At 63.8% G+C, this 21491-nt stretch carries 13 protein-coding genes; 5 read left to right on the top strand and 8 right to left on the bottom strand.

Translation table 11 applies throughout. The features are described from left to right. Positions 1-45: 45 nt before the first annotated feature. The 5 genes from NKJ77_RS15735 (at position 46) to NKJ77_RS15715 (ending at position 8660) form a co-directional block, all read left to right on the top strand. The gene (locus NKJ77_RS15735) at positions 46-1686 is read left to right on the top strand and encodes an acyl-CoA synthetase (protein ID WP_023830337.1); all 1641 of its coding nucleotides are present in this window, start codon (positions 46-48) and stop codon (positions 1684-1686) included. Positions 1687-1839: 153 nt separating this feature from the next. Beyond that, complete coding sequence (locus NKJ77_RS15730; RefSeq protein ID WP_023668564.1) at positions 1840-2445, top strand: TetR/AcrR family transcriptional regulator; 606 nt, start codon at positions 1840-1842, stop codon at positions 2443-2445. A 58-nt stretch (positions 2446-2503) separates the two neighbouring features. Further along, positions 2504-3643: an efflux RND transporter periplasmic adaptor subunit gene (locus tag NKJ77_RS15725; protein ID WP_023692166.1), complete on the top strand. Its 1140-nt coding sequence runs from the start codon at positions 2504-2506 to the stop codon at positions 3641-3643. Between the two features lie 248 nt (positions 3644-3891). Next, the gene (locus NKJ77_RS15720) at positions 3892-7029 is read left to right on the top strand and encodes an efflux RND transporter permease subunit (RefSeq protein WP_352535426.1); all 3138 of its coding nucleotides are present in this window, start codon (positions 3892-3894) and stop codon (positions 7027-7029) included. Positions 7030-7304: 275 nt separating this feature from the next. Further along, positions 7305-8660 (top strand): LLM class flavin-dependent oxidoreductase, encoded by a 1356-nt coding sequence (locus tag NKJ77_RS15715; RefSeq protein ID WP_352535425.1) that lies wholly within the window; start codon positions 7305-7307, stop codon positions 8658-8660. 61 nt (positions 8661-8721) lie between these two features. On the opposite strand, the gene NKJ77_RS15710 is transcribed toward NKJ77_RS15715, so the two are convergent. The 8 genes from NKJ77_RS15710 to NKJ77_RS15675 form a co-directional block, all read right to left on the bottom strand. Continuing rightward, positions 8722-10431 (bottom strand): trimethylamine N-oxide permease, encoded by a 1710-nt coding sequence (locus tag NKJ77_RS15710; RefSeq protein WP_023668560.1) that lies wholly within the window; start codon positions 10429-10431, stop codon positions 8722-8724. 306 nt (positions 10432-10737) lie between these two features. Then, entirely contained in the window at positions 10738-13107 is a 2370-nt protein-coding gene (locus NKJ77_RS15705; protein WP_352535424.1) for a trimethylamine N-oxide demethylase, read from the bottom strand. Positions 13108-13461: 354 nt separating this feature from the next. After that, positions 13462-14079 carry a sarcosine oxidase subunit gamma gene (locus NKJ77_RS15700; protein WP_352535457.1) on the bottom strand — a complete coding sequence of 206 codons (618 nt, stop codon included), beginning with the start codon at positions 14077-14079 and terminating at the stop codon, positions 13462-13464. Beyond that, positions 14072-17065: a sarcosine oxidase subunit alpha gene (locus NKJ77_RS15695; RefSeq protein WP_352535423.1), complete on the bottom strand. Its 2994-nt coding sequence runs from the start codon at positions 17063-17065 to the stop codon at positions 14072-14074. Before NKJ77_RS15695 ends, NKJ77_RS15700 begins: the two co-directional genes overlap by 8 nt. A gap of 178 nt (positions 17066-17243) precedes the next feature. Then, positions 17244-17519, bottom strand: coding sequence for a sarcosine oxidase subunit delta (locus NKJ77_RS15690; protein ID WP_023684437.1), 276 nt, complete (start codon positions 17517-17519; stop codon positions 17244-17246). Between the two features lie 15 nt (positions 17520-17534). Then, a complete protein-coding gene (locus tag NKJ77_RS15685) occupies positions 17535-18788 on the bottom strand; it encodes a sarcosine oxidase subunit beta family protein (protein WP_023668554.1) in 1254 nt (417 codons plus the stop codon). 36 nt (positions 18789-18824) lie between these two features. Then, entirely contained in the window at positions 18825-20132 is a 1308-nt protein-coding gene (gene glnT, locus NKJ77_RS15680; RefSeq protein ID WP_023684436.1) for a type III glutamate--ammonia ligase, read from the bottom strand. Between the two features lie 30 nt (positions 20133-20162). Further along, a complete protein-coding gene (locus NKJ77_RS15675) occupies positions 20163-21491 on the bottom strand; it encodes an FMN-binding glutamate synthase family protein (protein WP_023687061.1) in 1329 nt (442 codons plus the stop codon).

Here is a 21491-nt window from a genome sequence, read left to right as displayed (position 1 = left end):
CCTGGGGTTAGAAGTTCTCAACAATGAAAATTCGGGGAGCACGGGATGGGCAGTCACTACGAGCAGGATCTCGGCAAGAACGCCGCCAACCACCAGCCGCTGACGCCGCTCACCTATCTGGAGCGGGCGGCAAGCACCTATCCCGATCATGTCGCCATCATCCATGGCAGCCAGCGCATCACCTATCGCACCTTCTGGCAGCGCTCGCTGAAGCTCGCCTCGGCGTTGTCGAAGCGCGGCATCGGCAAGGGCGATACCGTCACGGTGATGCTGTCGAACACGCCGCCGATGCTGGAGGCGCATTTCGGCGTGCCGATGACCAAAGCGGTGCTGCATTCGCTCAACACAAGGCTCGATGCCGCCGTCATCGCGTTCCAGTTCGACCATGCCGAGACCAAGGTGCTCGTCGTCGACCGCGAATTTTCCGCTGTCGTCAAACAGGCACTGGCACTGGCCAAGGTGAAGCCGCTGGTCATCGACTATGACGATCCCGACTATGCCAGCGATGCACCCTATCTCAAGGGCGAGCGCATCGGCGCGATCGACTATGAGGGGTTCGTCGCCGGCGGTGACGAGGGCTACGCCTGGTCGATGCCCGACGACGAATGGGACGCCATCTCACTCAACTACACCTCAGGCACGACAGGCAACCCGAAGGGCGTCGTCTACCACCATCGCGGCGCTGCCCTGATGGCTTACACCAACACCATCCATGCCGGCATGGCCAAGCACGCCGTCTATCTGTGGACGCTGCCAATGTTCCACTGCAATGGCTGGTGCTTTCCGTGGACGATGGCGGTCCAGGCCGGCACCCATGTCTGCCTGCGCTGGGTGCGGCCGAAGCCGATCTACGATGCCATCGCCGACCACGGCGTGACGCATCTGTGCGGTGCGCCGGTCGTCATGTCGGTGCTGATCAACGCCAGGGACGAGGACAAGCGGACGTTCCCCCAGACGGTGACCTTCAATACGGCGGCAGCACCTCCGCCGGAAGCGGTGCTGTCGGGCATGGCCGATGCCGGCTTTGCCGTCACCCATCTCTACGGGCTGACCGAGACCTATGGCCCGGCGGTCGTCAACGAATGGCACGGCGCCTGGGACGATCTAGACAAGGGATCGAAGGCGCAGAAGAAGGCAAGGCAGGGCGTGCGCTATGCCGCACTCGAAGGCCTGACGGTGATGGACGCGGAGACGATGCAGAAGACGCCGGCCGACGGCGAGACCATCGGCGAGGTCATGTTCCGCGGCAACATCGTCATGAAGGGCTATCTGAAGAACAGGAAGGCGACCGACGAGGCTTTCGCCGGCGGCTGGTTCCACTCCGGCGACCTCGGCGTCATGCATCCCGACGGCTACATCCAGCTCAAGGACCGCTCCAAGGACATCATCATCTCCGGCGGCGAGAACATTTCATCGATCGAGGTCGAGGAAGCCCTCTACAAACACCCGTCCGTGGCGTCCTGCGGCGTCGTCGCCAAGGCAGACGACAAATGGGGCGAGGTGCCGGTCGCCTATGTCGAGCTGAAGCCCGGCAAGGTGGCAAGCGAGGCCGAGATCATCGAACACTGCCGCGCGCTGCTCGCCCGCTTCAAGGTGCCGAAGGCGGTGATTTTTGCCGAGATCCCGAAGACATCGACGGGGAAGATCCAGAAGTTTCAGCTGCGGGAAATGGCGAAGGGATCTTAGTTCCAGAGCGCAACGGCACGCGCAAGGTCGAGTTCGCGCACACCCTCTGTCACCAAATTATACGCGTACGTCGAATTCGCATTGACACTTCCCTCTTTTCGATTTACGACTGACGAAAGTTGAAATTCGTCACTCATAAATCGACAGAGAGCCATGTCCGAAGCCGCCAGCATAATGGCCGACTCCACCCGCCAGGAGAATGTCACCCGCATTCTCGACTGTGCCGAACGCCTGTTCCGGCACTATGGTTACGGCAAGACCAATGTCGCCGACATCGCCCGCGAACTCGGCATGTCGCCGGCCAATATCTACCGTTTCTTCGCCTCCAAGGTCGAAATCCACCAGGCCGTCTGCGGCCGCATGCTCCTCGCCAGCTACAACATGGCCTACGAGATTTCCCGGTTGCCGATCAGCGCCGAGGAGCGGCTGCGCCGCTACGTGCATGCGCAGTACAAGATGACGCTGGAAGTCATGCTCGACGACCAGAAGGTCCACGAAATGGTCATCGTCGCGCTCGAGCGCGACTGGGGCGTCATCGACAAGCATATCGACAGCATTCACGACCTGTTTGCCGAGGTCATCCGCGAGGGCATCGAGGCCGGCGAGTTTGCCGACCAGGATCCGGTCATCGCATCGCGCTGCTTCGGCGCAGCCACCGTCATTCTGTGCCACCCGCAAATGGTGGCGCAGTGCCTTGCCAAGACCAATCGGGCGATGCCCGACGATCTCATCGATTACGCGATCAAGGCTCTGAAGTAATAGCCGCCGCCCGCCGGGCGCCGGTGTCGACCGTTCATCTCCAGTCGGGAGTACGAAAGTGTCTTTGTCCAGTTCCATCATCCGCAAGCTGCCGGTCGCCGGCCTGATCGTCGCCACGCTCGGGCTCGCCGCCTGCAGCCAGGAGAAGACCGAGGTCCAGGACATCATCCGTCCGGTCAAGGTGGTCGAGATCGGCCAGGCCGAAAAGAGTCGCGAACTCACCTATTCCGGCTCGGTGCGAGCCCGTACCGAAATGAACCTCGGCTTTCGCATCTCGGGCAAGGTCACTGAGCGTCTGGTCGACATCGGCCAGCATGTGACGACAGGCGATGTGCTAGCCCGTATCGATCCCACGGACTATGAGTTGTCGGTCAAGAGCGCCAAGGCCAGCCTCGACGCCGCCGAGCGGCAGGTCGAGACGGTCGATCTGTCCCGCAAGCGCGCCGAACAGCTTTTTGCCAAGAACTTCACCTCCAAGTCGCAGCTCGAACAGGCGACGCTGAGCTACAACCAGGCGGTAGCGACGCGCGATGCCGCCCGCTCTACCCTTGCCCAGGCGCAGAACCAGGTCGTCTACACCGATCTCAAGGCGAGCGAGAACGGCATCGTCACGGCGGTCTCGGCCGATGTCGGCCAGGTGGTCGGCGCCGGAACGCCTGTGATGACCGTTGCCGTCGACGGCGAAAAGGAAGTGCTGATCGCGGTTCCCGAAATGGACATCGCCGCCTTCAAGCCGGGAAAGGACGTCAAGGCCAGCTTCTGGTCCGATGACGCGCTGGCGCTCTCCGGCAAAGTGCGTGAAGTCGCCGGCAGCGCCGACCAGCAGTCGCGCACCTTTGCCGTCCGCGTCTCGCTGCCCGACGACCCGCGCGTGCTGCTCGGCATGACCGCCAACATCGAGGCCTCGGTGGCCAAGAAGCAGGAGATGGTGTCGATCCCGCTCAGCGCGCTTGCGGAAAAGGATGGTCGCAAGATTGTCTGGACCGTCGACCGCGCCGGCGAGACGGTGCACGAGCGCCTGGTCAAGGTTGCGGAGTTCACCGCCGACGGCGTCAGCGTCGCCGACGGGCTCAAGCCGGGGGATGTCGTCGTTGCCGCCGGCACCCAGTTCATGACCGAGAATCTCAAGGTCAAGCTGACCGGCGATGCGGTCCAGGCCGCCTCTGCGGAAGGCGATGCCGCAAAGGCCCTGCGCTGACCGCAGGCATGAAGCCGGCTTGATCGTCGCTTCGGCGAAAGGGCTGGGCAAGCGAATTCAGGGTTTCCGGGCGGCGAGCGCCCGATGGTCGAGACGCCAAGATCGAGTTCCCCCGCATCGATCCGCGCGTCCCACCGCGATGAGTGTCTCTCCGCTCGGAAAGCCTCGCCGCCCGGAAGCCAGCATCGGAATATTTTAGCTGCATGCAAAGCGTATGCGCGCACGATCAACGAATTGGACTGACGCCGATGACCACCACCGACAGCACTGAAAAGCAGCCTTTCAATCTTTCGCGCTGGGCCATCGGCCATCCCTCGATCGCGCGCTTCCTGTTCGGTCTGATCATCATTGCCGGCGCGCTCGGCCTGATGCGCATGGGCCAGAAGGAAGACCCCGATTTCACCTTCCGCGTCATGGTCGTCCAGGCGATCTGGCCTGGCTCCTCGATCCAGGAGATGGAAGACCAGGTCGTCAACAAGATCGAGCGCAAGCTGCAGGAAACGCCGCACCTCGACTTCGTCCGTTCCTACACCCGCGCCGGCAGCGCCATCATCACCGTCCAGATCAAGGGCGACACCAATGCAGAGGAGGTGAAGGACGCCTTCTACCAGGTGCGCAAGAAGGTTGGCGACATCGCCGGCGACCTGCCGCAAGGCCTGCTCGGGCCCTATTTCAACGACGAGTTCGGCGACACCTTCATCACCCTGCACTCGATCGGCGGCGACGGCTACAGCTATCCGGAGCTGAAGAAATTCGCCACCCAGGCTCGCGACATGCTGCTGACGACGCCGGGCGTCGAGAAGGCCGTCATCATCGGCGACCAGCCGGAGAAGCTTTATATCGACGTCTCGTCCAAGGCCCTGGCCGAACGCGGCCTGACGCTGACCGACCTGCAGAACGCCATCAAGGGCCAGAACAATGTCGATCCGGCGGGCTCCGTCGACACCGGCCTGCGCTCGGTGCGCATCTCGGTCGAGGGCGATGTCACCAGGGCTGCCGACATCAGGGAATTGCGCCTGCGCGCCGGTGGTCAGGTGACACGTCTTGGCGATATTGCCACCGTGAGTTCCGGTCTCGAAGATCCCTATCAGCGCAAGTACCGCTTCAACGGCCACGAAAGCGTCCAGGTCGGCGTCGTCATGGCCAAGGGTTTTAACGTCAGGGACGTCGGCACGGATGTCGAGGCGACCTACAAGCGCTTCGAGGAAGCGCTGCCCTACGGCGTTGCGGTCGACCAGATTTCCAACCAGCCCGAGGTTGTCAAGGACGCCGTCAACGAGTTCATGGAGGCGCTCGGCGAGGCGCTGCTGATCGTGCTTGCTGTCTCGCTGCTGTCGATCGGCTGGCGTTCCGGCCTGGTCATCGCCATTGCGATTCCGCTGGTGCTGGCCGCCACCTTCGCAATCATGTACGAGCTCGGCATCGATCTGCAGCGCATTTCGCTCGGCGCCCTGATCATCGCGCTCGGGCTGTTGGTCGACGACGCCATGATCGTCGTCGAGATGATGGAGCGCAAGCTGGAGGAGGGGCTGGTCAAGATCGAGGCGGCGAGCTTCGCCTATTCCTCGACCGCCTTCCCGATGCTGAGCGGCACGCTGATCACCATCGCCGGCTTCATCCCGGTCGGCTTCGCCGCCTCGACCGCAGGCGAATATGTGCGCACGCTGTTCTATGTCGTCGGCATCGCGCTCGTCGTGTCGTGGTTCGTCGCCGTCTATTTCACGCCGTGGCTGGGCTACATGATCCTCAAGCAGCGCAAGCATGCCGGCAACCATCATGACGCCTTCGACACCGGCTTCTACCGGCGGCTGCGCGCCACGGTCGGCTGGGCGGTGCGCCACCGCATCATCGTTCTGGTGATGACGCTGGTCACCTTCGCCACCAGCCTGTGGGCGTTCCAGTTCATCCCACAAAACTTCTTCCCGCAATCCTCGCGGCCGGAAATCCTCGTCGATCTCTGGTTGCCTGAGGGAACCTCGATCAAGGAAGTCGAGACGCAGGCCAAGGCGCTGGAAGCCCGGATGATGGACGACAAGGACAAGCGCTTCATCGCCACCTATATCGGCGAAGGCGCGCCGCGCTTCTTCCTGCCGCTCGACCAGCAATTGCGCAATCCGAACTATGCGCAGCTTCTGGTGATGGCCAATGACGAGCCGGCACGCGAGCGGCTGATCCTCAAGCTGCGCTCAATCCTGGCGCAGGATTTCCCCTCGATCCGTTCCAAGGTCGACCGTCTGTTCCTCGGCCCGCCGACCGGCTGGCCGGTGCAGATGCGCATCATGGGTCCGGACCGCCAGGAGGTGCGCCGCATCGCCGACCAGGTGAAGGCGAAATTCGCCGAAAATCCGCTGCTCGGCGCCGTCCATGACGACTGGCTGGAGCCGGTACCGGCGATGAAGCTGGTCATCGACCAGGACCGCGCCCGTGCGCTTGGCGTCACCTCGCAACGCATCCGCCAGATGCTGCAGGCAGCGATGTCCGGCGCGCCGCTCGATGACTTCCGTGATGGCGAGGAGACGGTTTCCATCGTCGCCCGCGAACCGGACGCCAGCCGCAGCCTGCTGTCCTCGGTCGACTCGGTCTATATCCCGACCGATTTCGGCGGCTTCGTGCCGCTGTCGCAGGTGGCCAAGGTGGTGCCGGTGCTCGAGCAGGGCGTCGAATGGCGGCGCGACCGCCTGCCGACCATCTCGGTGCGCGCCACGCTGCCGGATGGCGTGCAGTCGAACGACGTCGTCACCAAGCTCTACAATGACATGCAGGGCATGCGCGCCGGCCTGGCGCCCGGCTACAAGATCGAGATCCAGGGCGGTGCGGAAGATTCCGCCGAAAGCCAGGCCTCGATTGCCGCCAAGGCGCCGATCATGCTGGCCGTCATCGTCGTGCTCCTGATGATCCAGCTGCAGCATTTCGGCAAGGCGATGCTCGTGCTCGCCACCGGTCCGCTCGGCATCATCGGTGCGGCGGCGGCTCTGTTGATCAGCGGCGCGCCGTTCGGCTTCGTCGCCATCCTCGGTGTCATCGCGCTGCTCGGCATCATCATGCGCAACTCGATCATCCTGGTCGACCAGATCGATCAGGACATCGCCAGGGGGATGGACCGATCGGAGGCCATCATCGGCTCGGCCGTGCGCCGTTTCCGGCCAATCGTGCTGACGGCGATGACGGCGGTGCTGGCGCTGATCCCAATCTCGCGTGCGGTGTTCTGGGGACCGCTCGCCTACGCCATGATGGGCGGCATCCTCGTCGCCACCGTACTCACCATCCTGGTGCTGCCGGCAGGCTACGCGCTGTTCTTCGGCCGCGAGCCGAAGAAAGGCAGGAAGCCGGCTGATGAGGCGGTGCAGGACAATGACAGGCCGCCACTGGCGCTGGCCGCCGAGTAGGCGCTGCTGGGGCACAGGATCTTCCTTGGAAAATGCTGGAACGCCGTACGCTTGACGTGCGGCGTTCTGGCTTTCTCCTTGCCGGTGGCACCGAGCACCCAGGCAAGTATCTCAACACCAGGCGGGTTCATCAAAATAGGTTGAACGGCCACCTGTATGAAAATGCTTCGCGGCGCCTGTTTTGCAAAACAGAATTCCTTCCCAGGACGGCAAAGCCGTCCGATCCTGCTTACATATCGGAGCGGCAACGCTCATTCGCATCAGGTGATCATCCCATGGTAAACAATAAGCAATTGCGGCTCGGCGCCTTCATGCGTCCGGTCAGTCTTCACACCGGGGCCTGGCGCTATCCCGGCTCATATCCCGATGCCAACTTCAACTTCGCCCATCTGAAGCGCTTCGCGCAGACGCTTGAGGCGGCGAAGTTCGACGCCTTCTTCATGGCCGACCATCTGGCCGTTCTCAACATGCCGATCGAGGCGCTACGGCGCAGCCACACGGTGACCTCGTTCGAGCCGTTCACGCTGCTGTCGGCGCTTGCCGCCGTCACCGACCATATCGGCCTTGTCGCCACCGCATCGACGACCTTCGACGCGCCCTATCACATTGCCCGCCGCTTCGCCTCGCTCGACCATATCAGCGGCGGCCGCGCCGGCTGGAACATCGTCACCACATCCAATCCCGATGCCGCGTTGAACTTCGGCCTCGACGAGCATGTCGAGCACGACGAGCGCTATCACAATGCGCGGGAATTCTACGATGTGGTGACCGGCCTCTGGGACAGCTTTGCCGACGACGCCTTCATCCGCGACGCCGAGAGCGGGCTCTATTTCGATCCCGCGAAGCTGCATGTGCTCGACCATAAGGGTGAGCATCTCTCGGTGCGCGGCCCGCTCAACATTGCGCGGCCGGTGCAGGGCTGGCCGGTCATCGTCCAGGCCGGCGCATCTGAGGCCGGGCGGCAGCTGGCAGCCGAAACGGCGGAGGTGATCTTCGCCGCCCATTCCGATCTGGCGTCCGGGCAGCGCTTCTTTGCCGATGTCAAAAGCCGGGCCGAGAAGCTCGGCCGTTCGCGCGACGACATCAAGATCCTGCCCGGCGCCTTCGTCATCGTCGGCGACAGTGTCGAGGAAGCACAGGCCAAACGCGCCAAGCTCGACAGCCTGGTCTATTACGAGAGCGGCATTGCCTCGCTGTCGATCGCGCTCGGCCATGACGCGTCGGCCTTCGACCCCGACGCGCCCTTGCCCGAAATCCCCGAGACCAATGCCTCGAAGAGCGGCCGCGAGCGCGTCATCGAGCTGGCGCGCCGGGAGAATTTGACCGTCCGCCAGCTGGCGCAGCGGCTCGGCGGCTATTCCGGCCTTGCCTTCGTCGGCACGCCTAAAACCATCGCCGACGCGATGGAGGAATGGTTGCTTGCCGAGGGGTCAGACGGCTTCAACGTCATGTTCCCCTATCTGCCTGCCGGGCTCGACGACTTCGCCGAGAAGGTGGTGCCCGAGCTGCAGCGGCGAAAGCTCTTCCGGCGCGAGTATGAGGGCACCACCTTGCGCGAGAATCTCGGCCTGAAGCGTCCGCCGAACCGGTTCTTCGAAGGCTCCGAAGCGGTCATCCGCAAGGCCGGCTGACGTCTGCCACAAAAAGAAACGGGCGCGCCGAAGCGCGCCCATTCTTTTCAAGCCATCACTTTCAGATGACGAAGTACCAGTTGGCGAGCAGCATCACCACCAGGCCGGCGACCAGCGTCAGGTAGGGCAGCATGCCTGCCTTTTTGACCGAGAGGTCTGCGCCCGCCATGCCGAGGTCGGCCAGCATGTGGTCGGGGAACTTGCCCTTGTCTTGGACGTAGTGCCGGTAGCAGAACACCGGGATGATCAAGGCGGCTGTGATCAGGCCGGCCCAGAGCGCCATCGGGTTCCACACCTTGGCGCCGGCGCCCATGAAGATGGCGTTTACATAGGCGAAGATGGCGCCGAGGCCGAGCAGCCAGCTCGGCGCCTTCCAAGGCCGGTTGATGTGGCCGTTGTCGATGCGGTGGATCCAGCCGGCATTGAGGTTGAGGAAGTTGAAGATGATGTAGCCGCAGTTCGACACGGCGAGGATGAAGAAGAAGCTCGTCGCGTCGGCCGAGGCGATGGCCAGCACGATCAGGTTGAAGACGAGATCGGTCCACATGGCGCGCGTCGGCGCGCCATGCTCGTTGACGTGGCTGAGATAGCGCGGCAGCCAGCCATCGACCGAGCCCTGGTAGAGCGTGCGCGACGAGCCGGCCATTGCCGTCATGATGCACAGCACCAGCGCCAGGATCATCAGCATCACCAAGAGGCTGTGGATCAATGCGCCACCCCCGACCATGCCGGCCAGTGCATCGGCGACACCCGAGCCGTCGACGATCGGCGTCGCCAGCATGCCGTTGAGGCCCAGCACGCCCTGGAAGGTGAAGGGCACCAGGATGAACAGAAGCATGCAGAGCAGGCCGGAATAGAAAATCGCCTTGAACGTGTCGGTGCCCGGGTTCTTGAACTCCGATGTGTAGCAGACGGCGGTCTCAAAACCATAGGTCGACCATGCGGCGATGAACATGCCGCCCAGCACCAGCGTCCAGCCGGCAATGTTCCACGAGCCGGGCTCCGGCGCGTAAGCCGCCGCCAGCGGCACCAGCGGCGAAAAGTTCGCCCAGTTGATCTGGCCGGTGACGATCGGCACGACACCGACGATCAGCATCGGGATGATGACCAGGAGGCCGATATACTTCTGCACATTGGCGGTGCCGAGAATGCCGCGATGCTGGATCGAGAAGATGATCAGCATCAGCACCGCGCCGATGAAGAAAGTGGCATTGAGGGTGAAGGAGACAGGACCTAGCGTGTGGCTGAACAGCGTCCAGTTGCGGATCGCCGGCGTGGCCGCCGCGGTCACGGCGGCGATGGCGTCGGCAGGCACCGTTCCGGCATGCGCCGCGATATAGGCGACGACGTCCGGCGACGCCTCGGTGAACAGCGGCACCGGCGCCAGCGCGTTGAGAATATAGGCGGCGGCGATCGAGCAGCCCAGCGACAGCACCGGCGACCAGGCGAACCAGTTGCACCACACCGACAGCGGCGCGATGAACTTGGAATAACGCAGCCAGGCGGTGGCGCCGTAGATCGAGGCGCCGCCCGACTTGTTCGGGAACAGGCCGGCGATCTCGGCATAGGTGAAGGATTGCAGGAAGCCCATGATCATGGAAGCGATCCAGATCCCGAAGGCCAGCGTTCCCGTCGTTCCGGCAATGCCGCCGATCGAAAACAGGACAAGGGCAGGAACGCCGCTCGCCACCCAGAAGGCGCCGCGCCAGTCGATGTTGCGGAGCAGCTTGCCTTCAGCGGGCTGCTCCAGGGCAGTGGTAATCGTGCTCATCTGTCTGAATTCCCCATTTTGTGTTCCCGGCCGGTGATGCCTCGGCTTCGCGAAGCTTGTTCCCCGGTACATGACCGCACGACTCCAGTGTTTCCACTCAGTCGTATTTTTTTCTTAACAGTGAAGATTGATCCGGCGCGCTTTCACGTCAAGTGATTTGTGGCGTCGTGCACATCACGGTTGCGAAACGCTCGCTTTGTCCTTCTCCCCTTGTGGGGTGAGAAGCGGTCCGCGGTAGCGGACGGAAAGCCAATTGCTTTCGAGCTTCGAACGCCCTGAGCCTGCGAAGGGCCGGGGGTGCAACCCTCAGGATCGCGGCCTGGTCTTTTGCGGATCGTAGTGGGCGAAGGCCACGACGCGCGCCGGCAGCCGCTTGGCATGACCGTCGAGCTTGCCGATCTCCACCTCTGTGCCGATTGCCGCGTGGGTGACGTCAAGCCTCGCCAGAGCGATGTTTTTGTTCAGCACCGGCGAGCGCATGCCCGAGGTGACGACACCGATCTGGGCGCGGCCGATATGGACGCAATCCCCATGGCCGACGGCGACATTGCTGTCGATGTCGAGGCCAACGAGCTTGTGCTGCGGATGTTCCTTGCGCCTTATCAGAGCCTCGCGGCCGATGAAATCGTCGGTCTTGGCCTTCAACGGTACGGTGAAGCCAATGCCCGCCTCGAACGGGTCGGTCTGGTCGGAGAATTCGTAACCGGCGAAGATCAGCCCGGCTTCGATGCGCACCATGTCGAGTGCCTGCAGGCCCATCGGCTTCAGCCCGTGCGGCTGGCCGGCCTCCCAGATGGCATCGAACACTTTTTCGGCGTCGCGTGGGTGGCACCAGATTTCGTAGCCGAGCTCGCCGGTATAACCGGTGCGCGACACCACGACCGGAATGCCATTGCCGCCGCCGATGCGCGCGACAGCGAAGCGGAACCATTCGAGTTCGTCGATCGACGGTTGCAGCGGCGAGGTCCAGACCACCTCTCGCAAAATGTCACGGCTCTTCGGCCCTTGGACAGCGACATTGTGCATCTGATCGGTGGAGGAACGCACCAGCACGTTGAGGCCAAGCTTTTTCGCGGTGTCGCGCAGCCATTCGCCGGACAGGTCGTCGCCGCCGACCCAACGGAAATTGTCCTTGCCGAGCCGCAGCAGCGTGCCGTCGTCGATCATGCCGCCATGCTCGTAGCACATGGCGGAATAGACGACCTGGCCGACGCCGAGCTTCTTGACGTCGCGGGTCAGCGTGTATTGCAGCAGCGCCTCGGAATCCGGGCCGGTGACCTCGAACTTGCGCAACGGCGACAGGTCCATGATCACGGCATCCTGCCGGCAGGCCCAGTATTCGGCGATGGCGCCTTCCTTGGCGAAGGAATTGGCCAGCCAATAACCCCGGTATTCCACGAAGTTGCGGGTGTGCTTGGCGAAGCTTGAATGGAAGGCGGTCTCGCGGGTCATTTTCGGTTCCGAATCGGGCGTCATGCGTCTGGCGATCGCTCGCGAGAATTTGTGTTGGCCGGAATAGGTTCGCACATGGATGTCGGTCGGGTTCCAGCCATTGGCCGGTGTCGTGTCGTCGGGACAGGCGGAGGAGACGCAGACGATGTCGGTGAGCGCCCTGAGCAGGACATAGTCGCCGGCGCGCGACCACGGCTCATCCGACACCATGACGCCATGGGCGTCGATCGCCGTGTTGAAGAAGAAGTTGATCGCCATCCAGCCGGCACGTGGGGTGACACCCTTGTCGGCCAGCGCGCGGTTGAAATTCTCCGAGCAGTTGGTGTGGCCGGGATAGCCGATGTCGTCGTAATATTTGGCGGCACACGCCAGCGCGAACGCGTCATGCCGGCCGCATGTGTCCTGGATAACCTCGACCAACGGCTCCATGTCCTGGTCGTAATATTTCGAGTGAAGGCCGGGCATCGGGTAGCTCGACCCCATCAGCGTGCGCGTGGTCGTTACGTCGAGCGGATGGTCCAGCCCCTTGTCCAGCTTGCGCGCCGAGAAGCACTGGAAATCGGTGCACTGGCGGCCGTCGACATCGATGATCTGCAGGTAGTCGCCCGCCTTGACGAAATAGGATTCGGCTGTCGCCGAATGGACGCGCAGATCGAGCACCGGATCGGCAAGCGGATCGGCCAGCTGCGACTTTGTCTTCAGGCGCACGGTGGCGCGGCGCACCATGACGGTGAGCGGCGTTGCCGTATCATGGCTGTCGACGAGCATCGGCCCGCCGGGTGCGGCAATCAGCATCGCGCCGTCGCGCCTGACCGTGAATGCCTGCTCGGTGCCGGCAGGCGTTGCGCCGCCGAACACACGCACCGCCTTGGGCTCGTCGAGCTGCACCTGGCGGCGCTCAAGGCCACGACGGACGGAAGCCAGGCTGTCATCGCCCTCGGCCAGAAGCGCCTTGATCCCGGCGGCATTGCTGTTGGACTTTTCGCCGAGGATGGAAGGATCGGTGGCGCCGGTCCTGTCCCAGGCCAGCAACTCGCAAGCCTGCCCGCCCTCGACATTGCGCACGGTGAACGTATCGCCGGCCTCGACCTCGATCAGCACCGCGCCATTCCCCAGGATAGTATGGCGCTCCATGCCCGGCGGCAGCGCGATCTGGCCGGGCCTCAGGATGAGGCTCGGCCGCGGCGGTCCGGCTGCGACAGAGGGGTAGGGCGACTGGCTCATCTCAGCCTTGCGGTTCGAGAAACAAGTTTGCCTGTGTGTAAAATTATTTTAGCAGCAAGAATAGCAGCGCGGTTGGGTTTGGCAAGGTGGAGGGTGGCGTTCTCGCCGCGGTCGCTAAGGCCGAACCTTGCCGATCAGCCCTATCTTCCGAACGTCAGCGCTGCCCCTCATCTGGCTGCCGCCATCTTCTCCTCGTAAACGGGGCGAAGGACGCTGTCGTCGCCGGCTTCGCCAATCGCCAACGTTGCAGGATGAGCGCCGAGGCTGCGGCCAGCTTCTTTCTCCCCGTCACTATACCGGGAGAAATGCCCGGCAGGGCAATGAGGGGCGGCGCCAACATCTGAAACTATCGAGCTAAAGCTCCTCGGAATGCTCGATAGCCACGCCATACTCCGCAGCCGAATCCAACATCGTGTGCCACAGACTTTCGGCAAACGTCGCAAACACCAGGAGGTTGAACACCGCCTGCCCATCCGCCTTGTCACCACCACGCCAGAGGGTGACGCTGGTGTGATCCATCGAGGTCGTGGCAGCAGCGCCAACCGGAAACGCATCGGGATGCAAATCAATCGACGACAGTTTCGCCAGCATGGCGCGCGCCTTGAGGCCGCAGATGCTGATCAGCACGCGTGCATGCGATTGGTCGGATAGCGAAGCGGAAGATGCAAAGGTCTGAGCGAGTACCTCAGTCCTGCCACCCTTCGACAGGACAAAAAACTGATCCGGTCCCGACCAGATCAGCGTCGCATCCGCGGTGCCAACCGCCTTCGGCGTTTCCGGAGCCGCGACGCCGAAACGAGCGTTCGCGGCCTCGGCCAAATCACCCGCCTTGCCGCGCCGTGCCATCACCTGGACGAGGTCGAAATTGCGGATCTCGGTCAACGACACACCGGCATCGCCTTGCACGCCGTAAGCGCCAGGAGCGAGCGCGCGCTCGAGCGGGCTGCGAACATCCCAGGAAAAATCAGCCACGCTGGCGCCCTCCATCGGGATCGTAGAAGACGGGATTGCAGAGTTCGACATCGTAGTCTTCACCGCGCAGCGGATCATGCGCGTGGACGATCTCGCCGATGCGTTCGCGGCCGCGCTCGACAAGGCCGAGACCGATCCACTGGTCGAGCGTCGGCGAGAAGCAGACCGAGGTGACGTAGCCCTGGTCGTTATCAGGCCCGGGCGTCTGGCCCTTCGGGATGATGTGCGCGCCGGAGCGCAGGCGGCGCGCCTTGTCGACCGGCTTGATGCCGACCACGACCTGCCGGTCCGGCGCCACCAGCGCCTCGCGGCCGGCCATGACGCGACCGATGAAATCCTTCTTGGTCGACATCATCTTGCCGAGGCCGAGATCGGCGGCGGTCGTCGTGCCGCTCAGTTCCGGTCCGGCGACATGGCCCTTTTCAACGCGCATGACGCCGAGGGCTTCTGTGCCATACGGCGTCACGCCGAACGGTTTTCCCGCCAGCATCAAATTGCGTGCCATCGCTTCACCGTAACGCGCCGGCACCGAAATCTCGAACGCCATCTCGCCGGAGAAGGAGATGCGGAACAGCCGCGCCTTGATGCCGCCGCGCAAAGCGACTTCGCGCACGCCCATGAATGGAAAACCTTCGTTCGAAAGGTCCTCGGCAGGGTCGACGATTTCCTTCAACAGGTCTCGCGTCCTTGGCCCGGCAATCGAGAATTGCGCCCACTGGTCGGAGACCGAGGTCAGTTGCACGTCGAGTTCGGGGAATAGCACCTGCCGGCAGAATTCGAGATGCTGCATCACCAGCCCGGCCTTCGCCGTGGTCGTGGTGAGGAAATAGTGGTCATCGGCCAGCCGCGAGGTCGTGCCGTCATCATAGACGAGGCCGTCCTCGCGCAGCATCAGCCCGTAGCGGGCTTTTCCCACGGCAAGGTTTGAGAAGGTGTTGATGTAGACGCGGTCGAGGAAAGCGCCGGCATCGGGGCCGTGCACATCGATCTTGCCCAGCGTCGACACATCGCAGAAGCCGACGCCGCCGCGCACCGCCTTGACCTCGCGGGTGACCGATTCGAGCCAGTCCTTCTCGCCCGCGCGCGGATACCATTGCGCGCGCTTCCACAGGCCGGTGTCGACAAAGATCGCGCCTTGTTCGGCCGCCCAGTGATGCGACGGCGTCAGCCGCGTCGCATGGAAATTTTCGTCGCGATGGTGGCCGGCAAAGGCGCCGATGGCGACCGGCACGTACGGCGGGCGATAGATGGTCGTGCCGGTCTCGGGAATGGATTTGCCCGACACCGCCGCCATGATGGCGAGGCCGGCGACGTTGGACGTCTTGCCCTGGTCGGTCGCCATGCCGAGCGTGGTGTAGCGCTTCAGGTGCTCGACCGATTCAAAACCCTCGCGCTGCGCCAGCTCGATGTCGGACGCGGTGACATCATGCTGCTGGTCGACGAAAGCCTTGCCTTTGCCAGCGACATGCCAGAGCGGGGTCAGCGAGAACGCCTCGTCGTCGGCGACCGGTGCCGATCCCGCATTGCCGATCCGGCTGGCGTCCCGCGCCGCTGCGGCGCCGGCCTCGAAACCTGCGCGCAGGCAGGCGCCTAGCCCGAAGTCGCCGTTAGCCGCACCTGCGGCGACCATACCGGGCGGCGCGCCGTCCGGCACGAAGGCGGCGATGTCGTCTCGCCATTTCGGCCGGCCGCGATGGTAAGAGGTGAGCCCGACCGCCGGATTCCAGCCGCCGGAAACGGCAAGCCCGTCGGCCTCGACCTCGGCGCGCGCGCCGCCGGTCAGCGACACCGCTATTTTTCTTACGCCGTCCTTGCCGCCGTCGACGCCGCTGACCGAACCATGCAGCACGGTGAAGCCGTTCATGGAAGCGAGAGAACGATGGGCAGGCGAGACGTCAGGCCGCGTGTCGATCACCGCCGCGATCTGCAGCCCGGCGCCGAGTGCCGTCTCGACCGTGCGCCAGCCATCCTCATTGTTGGTGAACAGCGCGATCCGCTTTGCCGGCGTCGCCGCATAACGTGTGACGTAGGTGCGGATGGCGGACGCCATCATCACGCCGGGCGTGTCATTGCCGGCAAAGACGATGGGACGCTCAATCGCGCCGGCGGCGACGACGCAGCGCTTGGCCACGATGCGCCACAGGCGCTGGCGCACCTGATGCTCGGGCGGTACCGGCAGATGATCGTTGACCCGCTCGATCGCGCCATAGGTACCGCCGTCATAGACGCCGAACAGGGTCGTGCGGGTCATGATGCGGACATCCGGCATCGAGCTGAGCTCGGCCAGTGTGCGCGACAGCCACTCCGCGGCCGGCAGACCGTCGATCGTGCCGCCATCCGACAACAGACGGCCGCCGGGCGCAAAATCTTCTTCGCACAGGATGACGCGCGCACCGCTGCGGCCTGCAGCGAGTGCGGCGGCGAGACCGGCCGGACCAGAGCCGGCGATCACCACATCGCAATGCGCCCAGGCCTTGTCGTAGTGATCCGGATCGGGGGTGACCGCCGCGCGACCCAGACCCGCGGCGCGTCGGATCGCCGGCTCGTAGACCATTTCCCAGAATTTTGCCGGCCACATGAAGGTTTTGTAGTAGAAGCCGGCGACGAAGATCGGTGCGAACAGCTGGTTCACCGACATCACATCGTGGCGCAGCGACGGCCAGCGGTTCTGGCTGGCCGCTTCGAGGCCTTCATAGAGTTCGGCCGTCGTGGCCTTGGTGTTGGCCTCGCGCCGTGCGCCGGTGCGCAGTTCGACCAGCGCGTTGGGTTCTTCCGAGCCCGCAGTCAGAATGCCGCGCGGACGATGGTATTTGAACGAGCGGCCGACCAGCTTGACGCCATTGGCGACCAGCGCCGACGCCAGCGTGTCGCCCTGGAAGCCGGAAAATGTCATGCCGTCGAAGCGGAAGGTGAGGGGGGTGGAACGGTCGATGAGACCGCCGGATGAGAGACGATGAGAGGTCACGATGTCCAGCCTCTGATCCATATGGTGTCATGGCGAAGGATGGCGCCGCCCCTTACCCTCCCCCTTGTGGGGAGGGTCGCTGCGCAGCAGCGGGGTGGGGGTGCGGCACCCCCCACCCGGACCTGCGGTCCTACCTCCCCACAAGGGGGAGGTAGGGGGCTGGCGCTTTTCGCGACGGCTGTGGTCTCGACAGAATAGCTCATGTCTCCACCTGGCTCGCACCAGCCCCCGCCGCCGGTTCCACCGCCGAGATCTCGTGCGTCAGCGTGTTGCGGGTGACCTTCAGCCAGGCCCGGCAGCCACCGCCGTGATACCAGTTCTCTGCCATCACGCCGGCGATGTTGTCGCGCAGATAGACATAGTCGTAGACGGCATCTTCGCCGGCATCCGCCGCCGGCCGTACAGGCTTGGCATCGCCGAGATAGCTGAACTCGCCGAGTTCGCGTTCGCCGCAGAAAGGACAGGTGATACGCATCTTGTTCCGGCCGCCTCAATGCAGGTTCGGTTGGGCGCCTTGGCCCTTTTCGTCGATCATGGCGCCGCGCTGGAAGCGGTCGAGCCGAAACAGCGCCGCCTCCTTGTGCGTTTCGTCACGCGCCAGAAGATGGGCAAAGACGAAGCCGGAACCGGGCGTCGCCTTGAAGCCGCCATAACACCAGCCGGCGTTGAGGTAGAGCCCGTCGACCGGTGTCTTGTCGATGATCGGCGAGCCATCCATCGACATGTCCATGATACCGCCCCACTGGCGCAGAAGCCGCACGCGGCCGATCATCGGGATCAGCGCCATGCCGCCTTCGCAGACATCTTCCATGACAGGCAAATTGCCGCGCTGGGCGTAGGAATTGTAGCCATCGATGTCGCCGCCGAAGACCAGCCCGCCCTTGTCCGACTGGCTGACATAGAAATGCCCGGCGCCGAAGGTCATGACGCCGGGGATGAGCGGCTTGATCGCCTCCGAGACGAAAGCTTGCAGCACATGGCTTTCGATCGGCAGGCGCATGCCCGCCATCGCTGCGACACGCGACGATGACCCGGCGACTGCCATGCCGACCTTGCCGGCGCCGATCTTGCCGCGCGACGTCTCGACGCCAGTCACCTTGCCGTTGCCGTCCCGGACAAAGCCGGTGACCTCGCAGTTCTGGATGATGTCGACGCCGAGTTCGCTCGCCGCATGGGCATAGCCCCAGACCACCGCGTCATGCCGCGCGGTGCCGCCGCGGCGCTGCAGGAGGCCGCCCTGCACGGGAAAGCGCGCATGGTCGAAATTCAGGAACGGCAGCATCTTCTTCAGCGCCGCCTGGTCGAGCAGTTCGGCATCGATGCCATTGATGCGCATGGTGTTGCCGCGCCGCGCATAAGCGTCGCGCTGCGCATCGGAATGATAGAGGTTGAGGACGCCGCGCTGGCTGACCATGGCGTTATAGTTGAGGTCCTGCTCCATCCGCTCCCAAAGCTTCATCGAAAGCTCGTAGAAGCCGGTATTGCCGGGCAGGCCGTAATTGGAACGGATGATGGTGGTGTTGCGGCCGGCATTGCCGGAGCCGATCCAGCCCTTTTCCAGCACGGCGACGTTTCTGATGCCGAACTCGCTGGCGAGGAACCAGGCGGTGGCGAGCCCATGGCCGCCGCCGCCGATGATCACAACATCGTAGTGGTCCTTGGGCGCCGCATCGCGCCAGGTGCGCTGCCAGTTCTTGTGGCCGGAAAGGGCAGCACGGGCGAGCGAGAAGATCGAATATTTCATCAGGTCATTCCGAGGTCGCTCGCACCGCTAGGACGATTATATGTCCAGCGTGTGGTCGCGCTCCCATTGCGTGAAGTGCGAAGCATAGGAATTCCATTCCTGTTGCTTCAGCTTTAGATAAGCCGACGAGAATTCCTCACCCAGCGCCGCCTTGAGCGATTTGTCCTTGTCGTATTCGCGAAGCGCGTCGAGCAGGTTGAGCGGCAGCTTCGGCGCGCCCTTCACAGTGTGACCGTTCTGGTACATGTCGATGTCGTAGCGCTTGCCGGGATCGGCCTTGGAGCGGATGCCGTCGAGACCGGCGGCAATGATGACGGCCTGCAGCAGATAAGGGTTTGCGGCGCCGTCCGGCAACCGCAGCTCGAAGCGGCCGGGGCCGGGCACGCGCACCATGTGAGTGCGGTTGTTTCCGGTCCAGGTCACCGTGTTCGGCGCCCAGGTGGCGCCCGAAATGGTGCGCGGCGCGTTGATGCGTTTGTAGGAGTTCACCGTCGGGTTGGTGATGGCGGCCAGCGCCGAGGCATGTTTCATGATGCCGCCGAGGAAATTCTTGCCCTTGGCCGACAGGCCGAGTTCCATCGCGTTATCGGCAAAGACGTTGACCTTGCCGGCCTTGTCCCAGACCGAAATATGGGCGTGGCAGCCATTGCCGGTCAGGCCCTGGAAAGGCTTTGGCATGAAGGTCGCGCGCAGGCCGTGTTTCTCGGCCACCGACTTGACCATGAACTTGAAGAAGGAGTGCTTGTCGGCGGTGGCGAGCACATCGTCGAAAGCCCAGTTCATCTCGAACTGGCCGTTGGCGTCCTCATGGTCGTTCTGGTAGGGGCTCCAGCCCAGCGCCAACATGTGGTCGCAAATCTCGGCGATGACATCGTAGCGGCGCATCACCGCTTGCTGGTCGTAGCAGGGTTTTGAAGCCGTGTCGTATTTGTCGGAGATGACGCTGCCGTCCGGCGAGATCAGGAAGAACTCTGCCTCGACGCCAGTCTTGACATGCATGCCGTCAGTGGCGGCTTCCGCGATCAGCCGGCGCAGCGTGTTGCGCGGCGCCTGCTCGACTTCCTTGTCGTCCATGATGCAGTTGGCGGCGACCCAGGCGACATCGGGCTTCCACGGCAGCTGGATCACCGAATCCGGATCCGGCACCGCCAGCATATCAGGATGCGCCGGCGTGAGGTCGAGCCAGGTGGCGAAACCGGCGAAGCCGGCGCCGTCCTTCTGCATGTCGGCGATCGCCTGCGCCGGCACCAGCTTGGCGCGCTGGCCGCCGAACAGGTCGGTGTAGGAAATCATGAAATATTTGACGCCGTTCTCTTTGGCGAATGCGGCGAGATCGTTCCCCATTATAGTTCCTCGCTTATTTTGATGTGTTTTTTAGAAGCCGTTTTTCCCCGGTATCCAGTTGGTGCCGGCCAGCGGCACGCCAGCCATGGCGGCGGCTTCGATGGTGAGGGCTACGAGATCCTCGGGCTCGAGATTGTGCAGGCTGTTCTTGCCGCAGGCACGCGCAATGGTCTGCGCCTCCAGCGTTATCACCTTGAGGTAGTTCGCCAGCCGCCGTCCGGCGGCGATCGGATCGACCCGCTTCATCAGTTCGGGGTCCTGCGTGGTGATGCCCGCGGGGTCGCGACCCTCGTGCCAGTCGTCATAGGCGCCGGCGGTGGTGCCGAGCGCATTGTATTCGGCCTCCCAGCGCGGGTCGTTGTCGCCGAGCGCGACGAGCGCTGCCGTGCCGATCGACACCGCGTCGACGCCGAGCGCCAGCGCCTTGGCGACGTCGGCGCCATTGCGGATGCCGCCCGACACGATCAGCTGCACCTTGCGGTGCATGCCGAGATCCTGCAGCGCCTGCACCGCCGGCCTGATGCAGGCAAGCGTCGGCTGGCCGACATTTTCGATGAATACTTCCTGGGTGGCCGCCGTGCCGCCCTGCATGCCGTCGACGACGACGACATCGGCGCCGGCCTTCACCGCAAGTGCTGTGTCGTAATAGGGGCGGGCGCCGCCGACCTTGACGTAGATCGGCTTTTCCCAGTCGGTGATCTCGCGCAGCTCGAGGATCTTGATCTCGAGATCGTCCGGCCCGGTCCAGTCGGGATGGCGTGAGGCCGAGCGCTGGTCGATGCCCTTCGGCAGCGTGCGCATTTCGGCGACGCGGTCGGAAATCTTTTGTCCCAACAGCATGCCGCCGCCGCCGGGCTTGGCGCCCTGGCCGACAACGACTTCGATGGCGTCGGCACGGCGCAAATCCCTGGGGTTCATGCCGTAGCGTGACGGCAGGTACTGGTAGACCAGTTGCTTGGAATGGCCGCGCTCTTCCTCGGTCATGCCGCCGTCGCCCGTGGTGGTCGACGTGCCTGAGAGCGTAGCGCCACGGCCGAGCGCTTCCTTGGCCGGGCCGGACAGCGACCCGAAGCTCATGCCGGCAACGGTGATCGGGATTTTCAGCTCGATCGGCTTCTTGGCATAGCGCGAGCCCAGCACGACCGACGTGTCGCACCGCTCGCGATAGCCTTCCAGCGGATAGCGCGAGATCGAGGCGCCGAGGAACAAAAGGTCGTCGAAATGCGGCAGCTTGCGCTTGGCCCCGGCGCCCCTGATGTCATAGATGCCGGTCGCCGCGGCGCGGCGGATTTCGGAAAGCGTGTAGTCGTCGAAGGTCGCGGATTTGCGCGGCGTCGTCGGCGGGTTCTTGTAGGTCAT

The organism is Mesorhizobium sp. M0052, assembly GCF_040323255.1.
Lineage (GTDB): Bacteria > Pseudomonadota > Alphaproteobacteria > Rhizobiales > Rhizobiaceae > Mesorhizobium.
This window is presented reverse-complemented; position numbering and strand designations above follow the sequence as displayed.

Bases quoted from the DNA above. Each gene is read 5' to 3' on its own strand.
- NKJ77_RS15705 (WP_352535424.1), bottom strand. From the start codon at position 13,107: ATGAGCCAGTCGCCCTACCCCTCTGTCGCAGCCGGACCGCCGCGGCCG.
- NKJ77_RS15685 (WP_023668554.1), bottom strand. From the start codon at position 18,788: ATGAAATATTCGATCTTCTCGCTCGCCCGTGCTGCCCTTTCCGGCCAC.
- NKJ77_RS15720 (WP_352535426.1), top strand. From the start codon at position 3,892: ATGACCACCACCGACAGCACTGAAAAGCAGCCTTTCAATCTTTCGCGC.
- NKJ77_RS15710 (WP_023668560.1), bottom strand. From the start codon at position 10,431: ATGAGCACGATTACCACTGCCCTGGAGCAGCCCGCTGAAGGCAAGCTG.
- NKJ77_RS15735 (WP_023830337.1), top strand. From the start codon at position 46: ATGGGCAGTCACTACGAGCAGGATCTCGGCAAGAACGCCGCCAACCAC.
- NKJ77_RS15695 (WP_352535423.1), bottom strand. From the start codon at position 17,065: ATGGATCAGAGGCTGGACATCGTGACCTCTCATCGTCTCTCATCCGGC.
- NKJ77_RS15715 (WP_352535425.1), top strand. From the start codon at position 7,305: ATGGTAAACAATAAGCAATTGCGGCTCGGCGCCTTCATGCGTCCGGTC.
- NKJ77_RS15690 (WP_023684437.1), bottom strand. From the start codon at position 17,519: ATGCGTATCACCTGTCCTTTCTGCGGCGAACGCGAACTCGGCGAGTTC.
- NKJ77_RS15730 (WP_023668564.1), top strand. From the start codon at position 1,840: ATGTCCGAAGCCGCCAGCATAATGGCCGACTCCACCCGCCAGGAGAAT.
- glnT (WP_023684436.1), bottom strand. From the start codon at position 20,132: ATGGGGAACGATCTCGCCGCATTCGCCAAAGAGAACGGCGTCAAATAT.
- NKJ77_RS15675 (WP_023687061.1), bottom strand. From the start codon at position 21,491: ATGACCTACAAGAACCCGCCGACGACGCCGCGCAAATCCGCGACCTTC.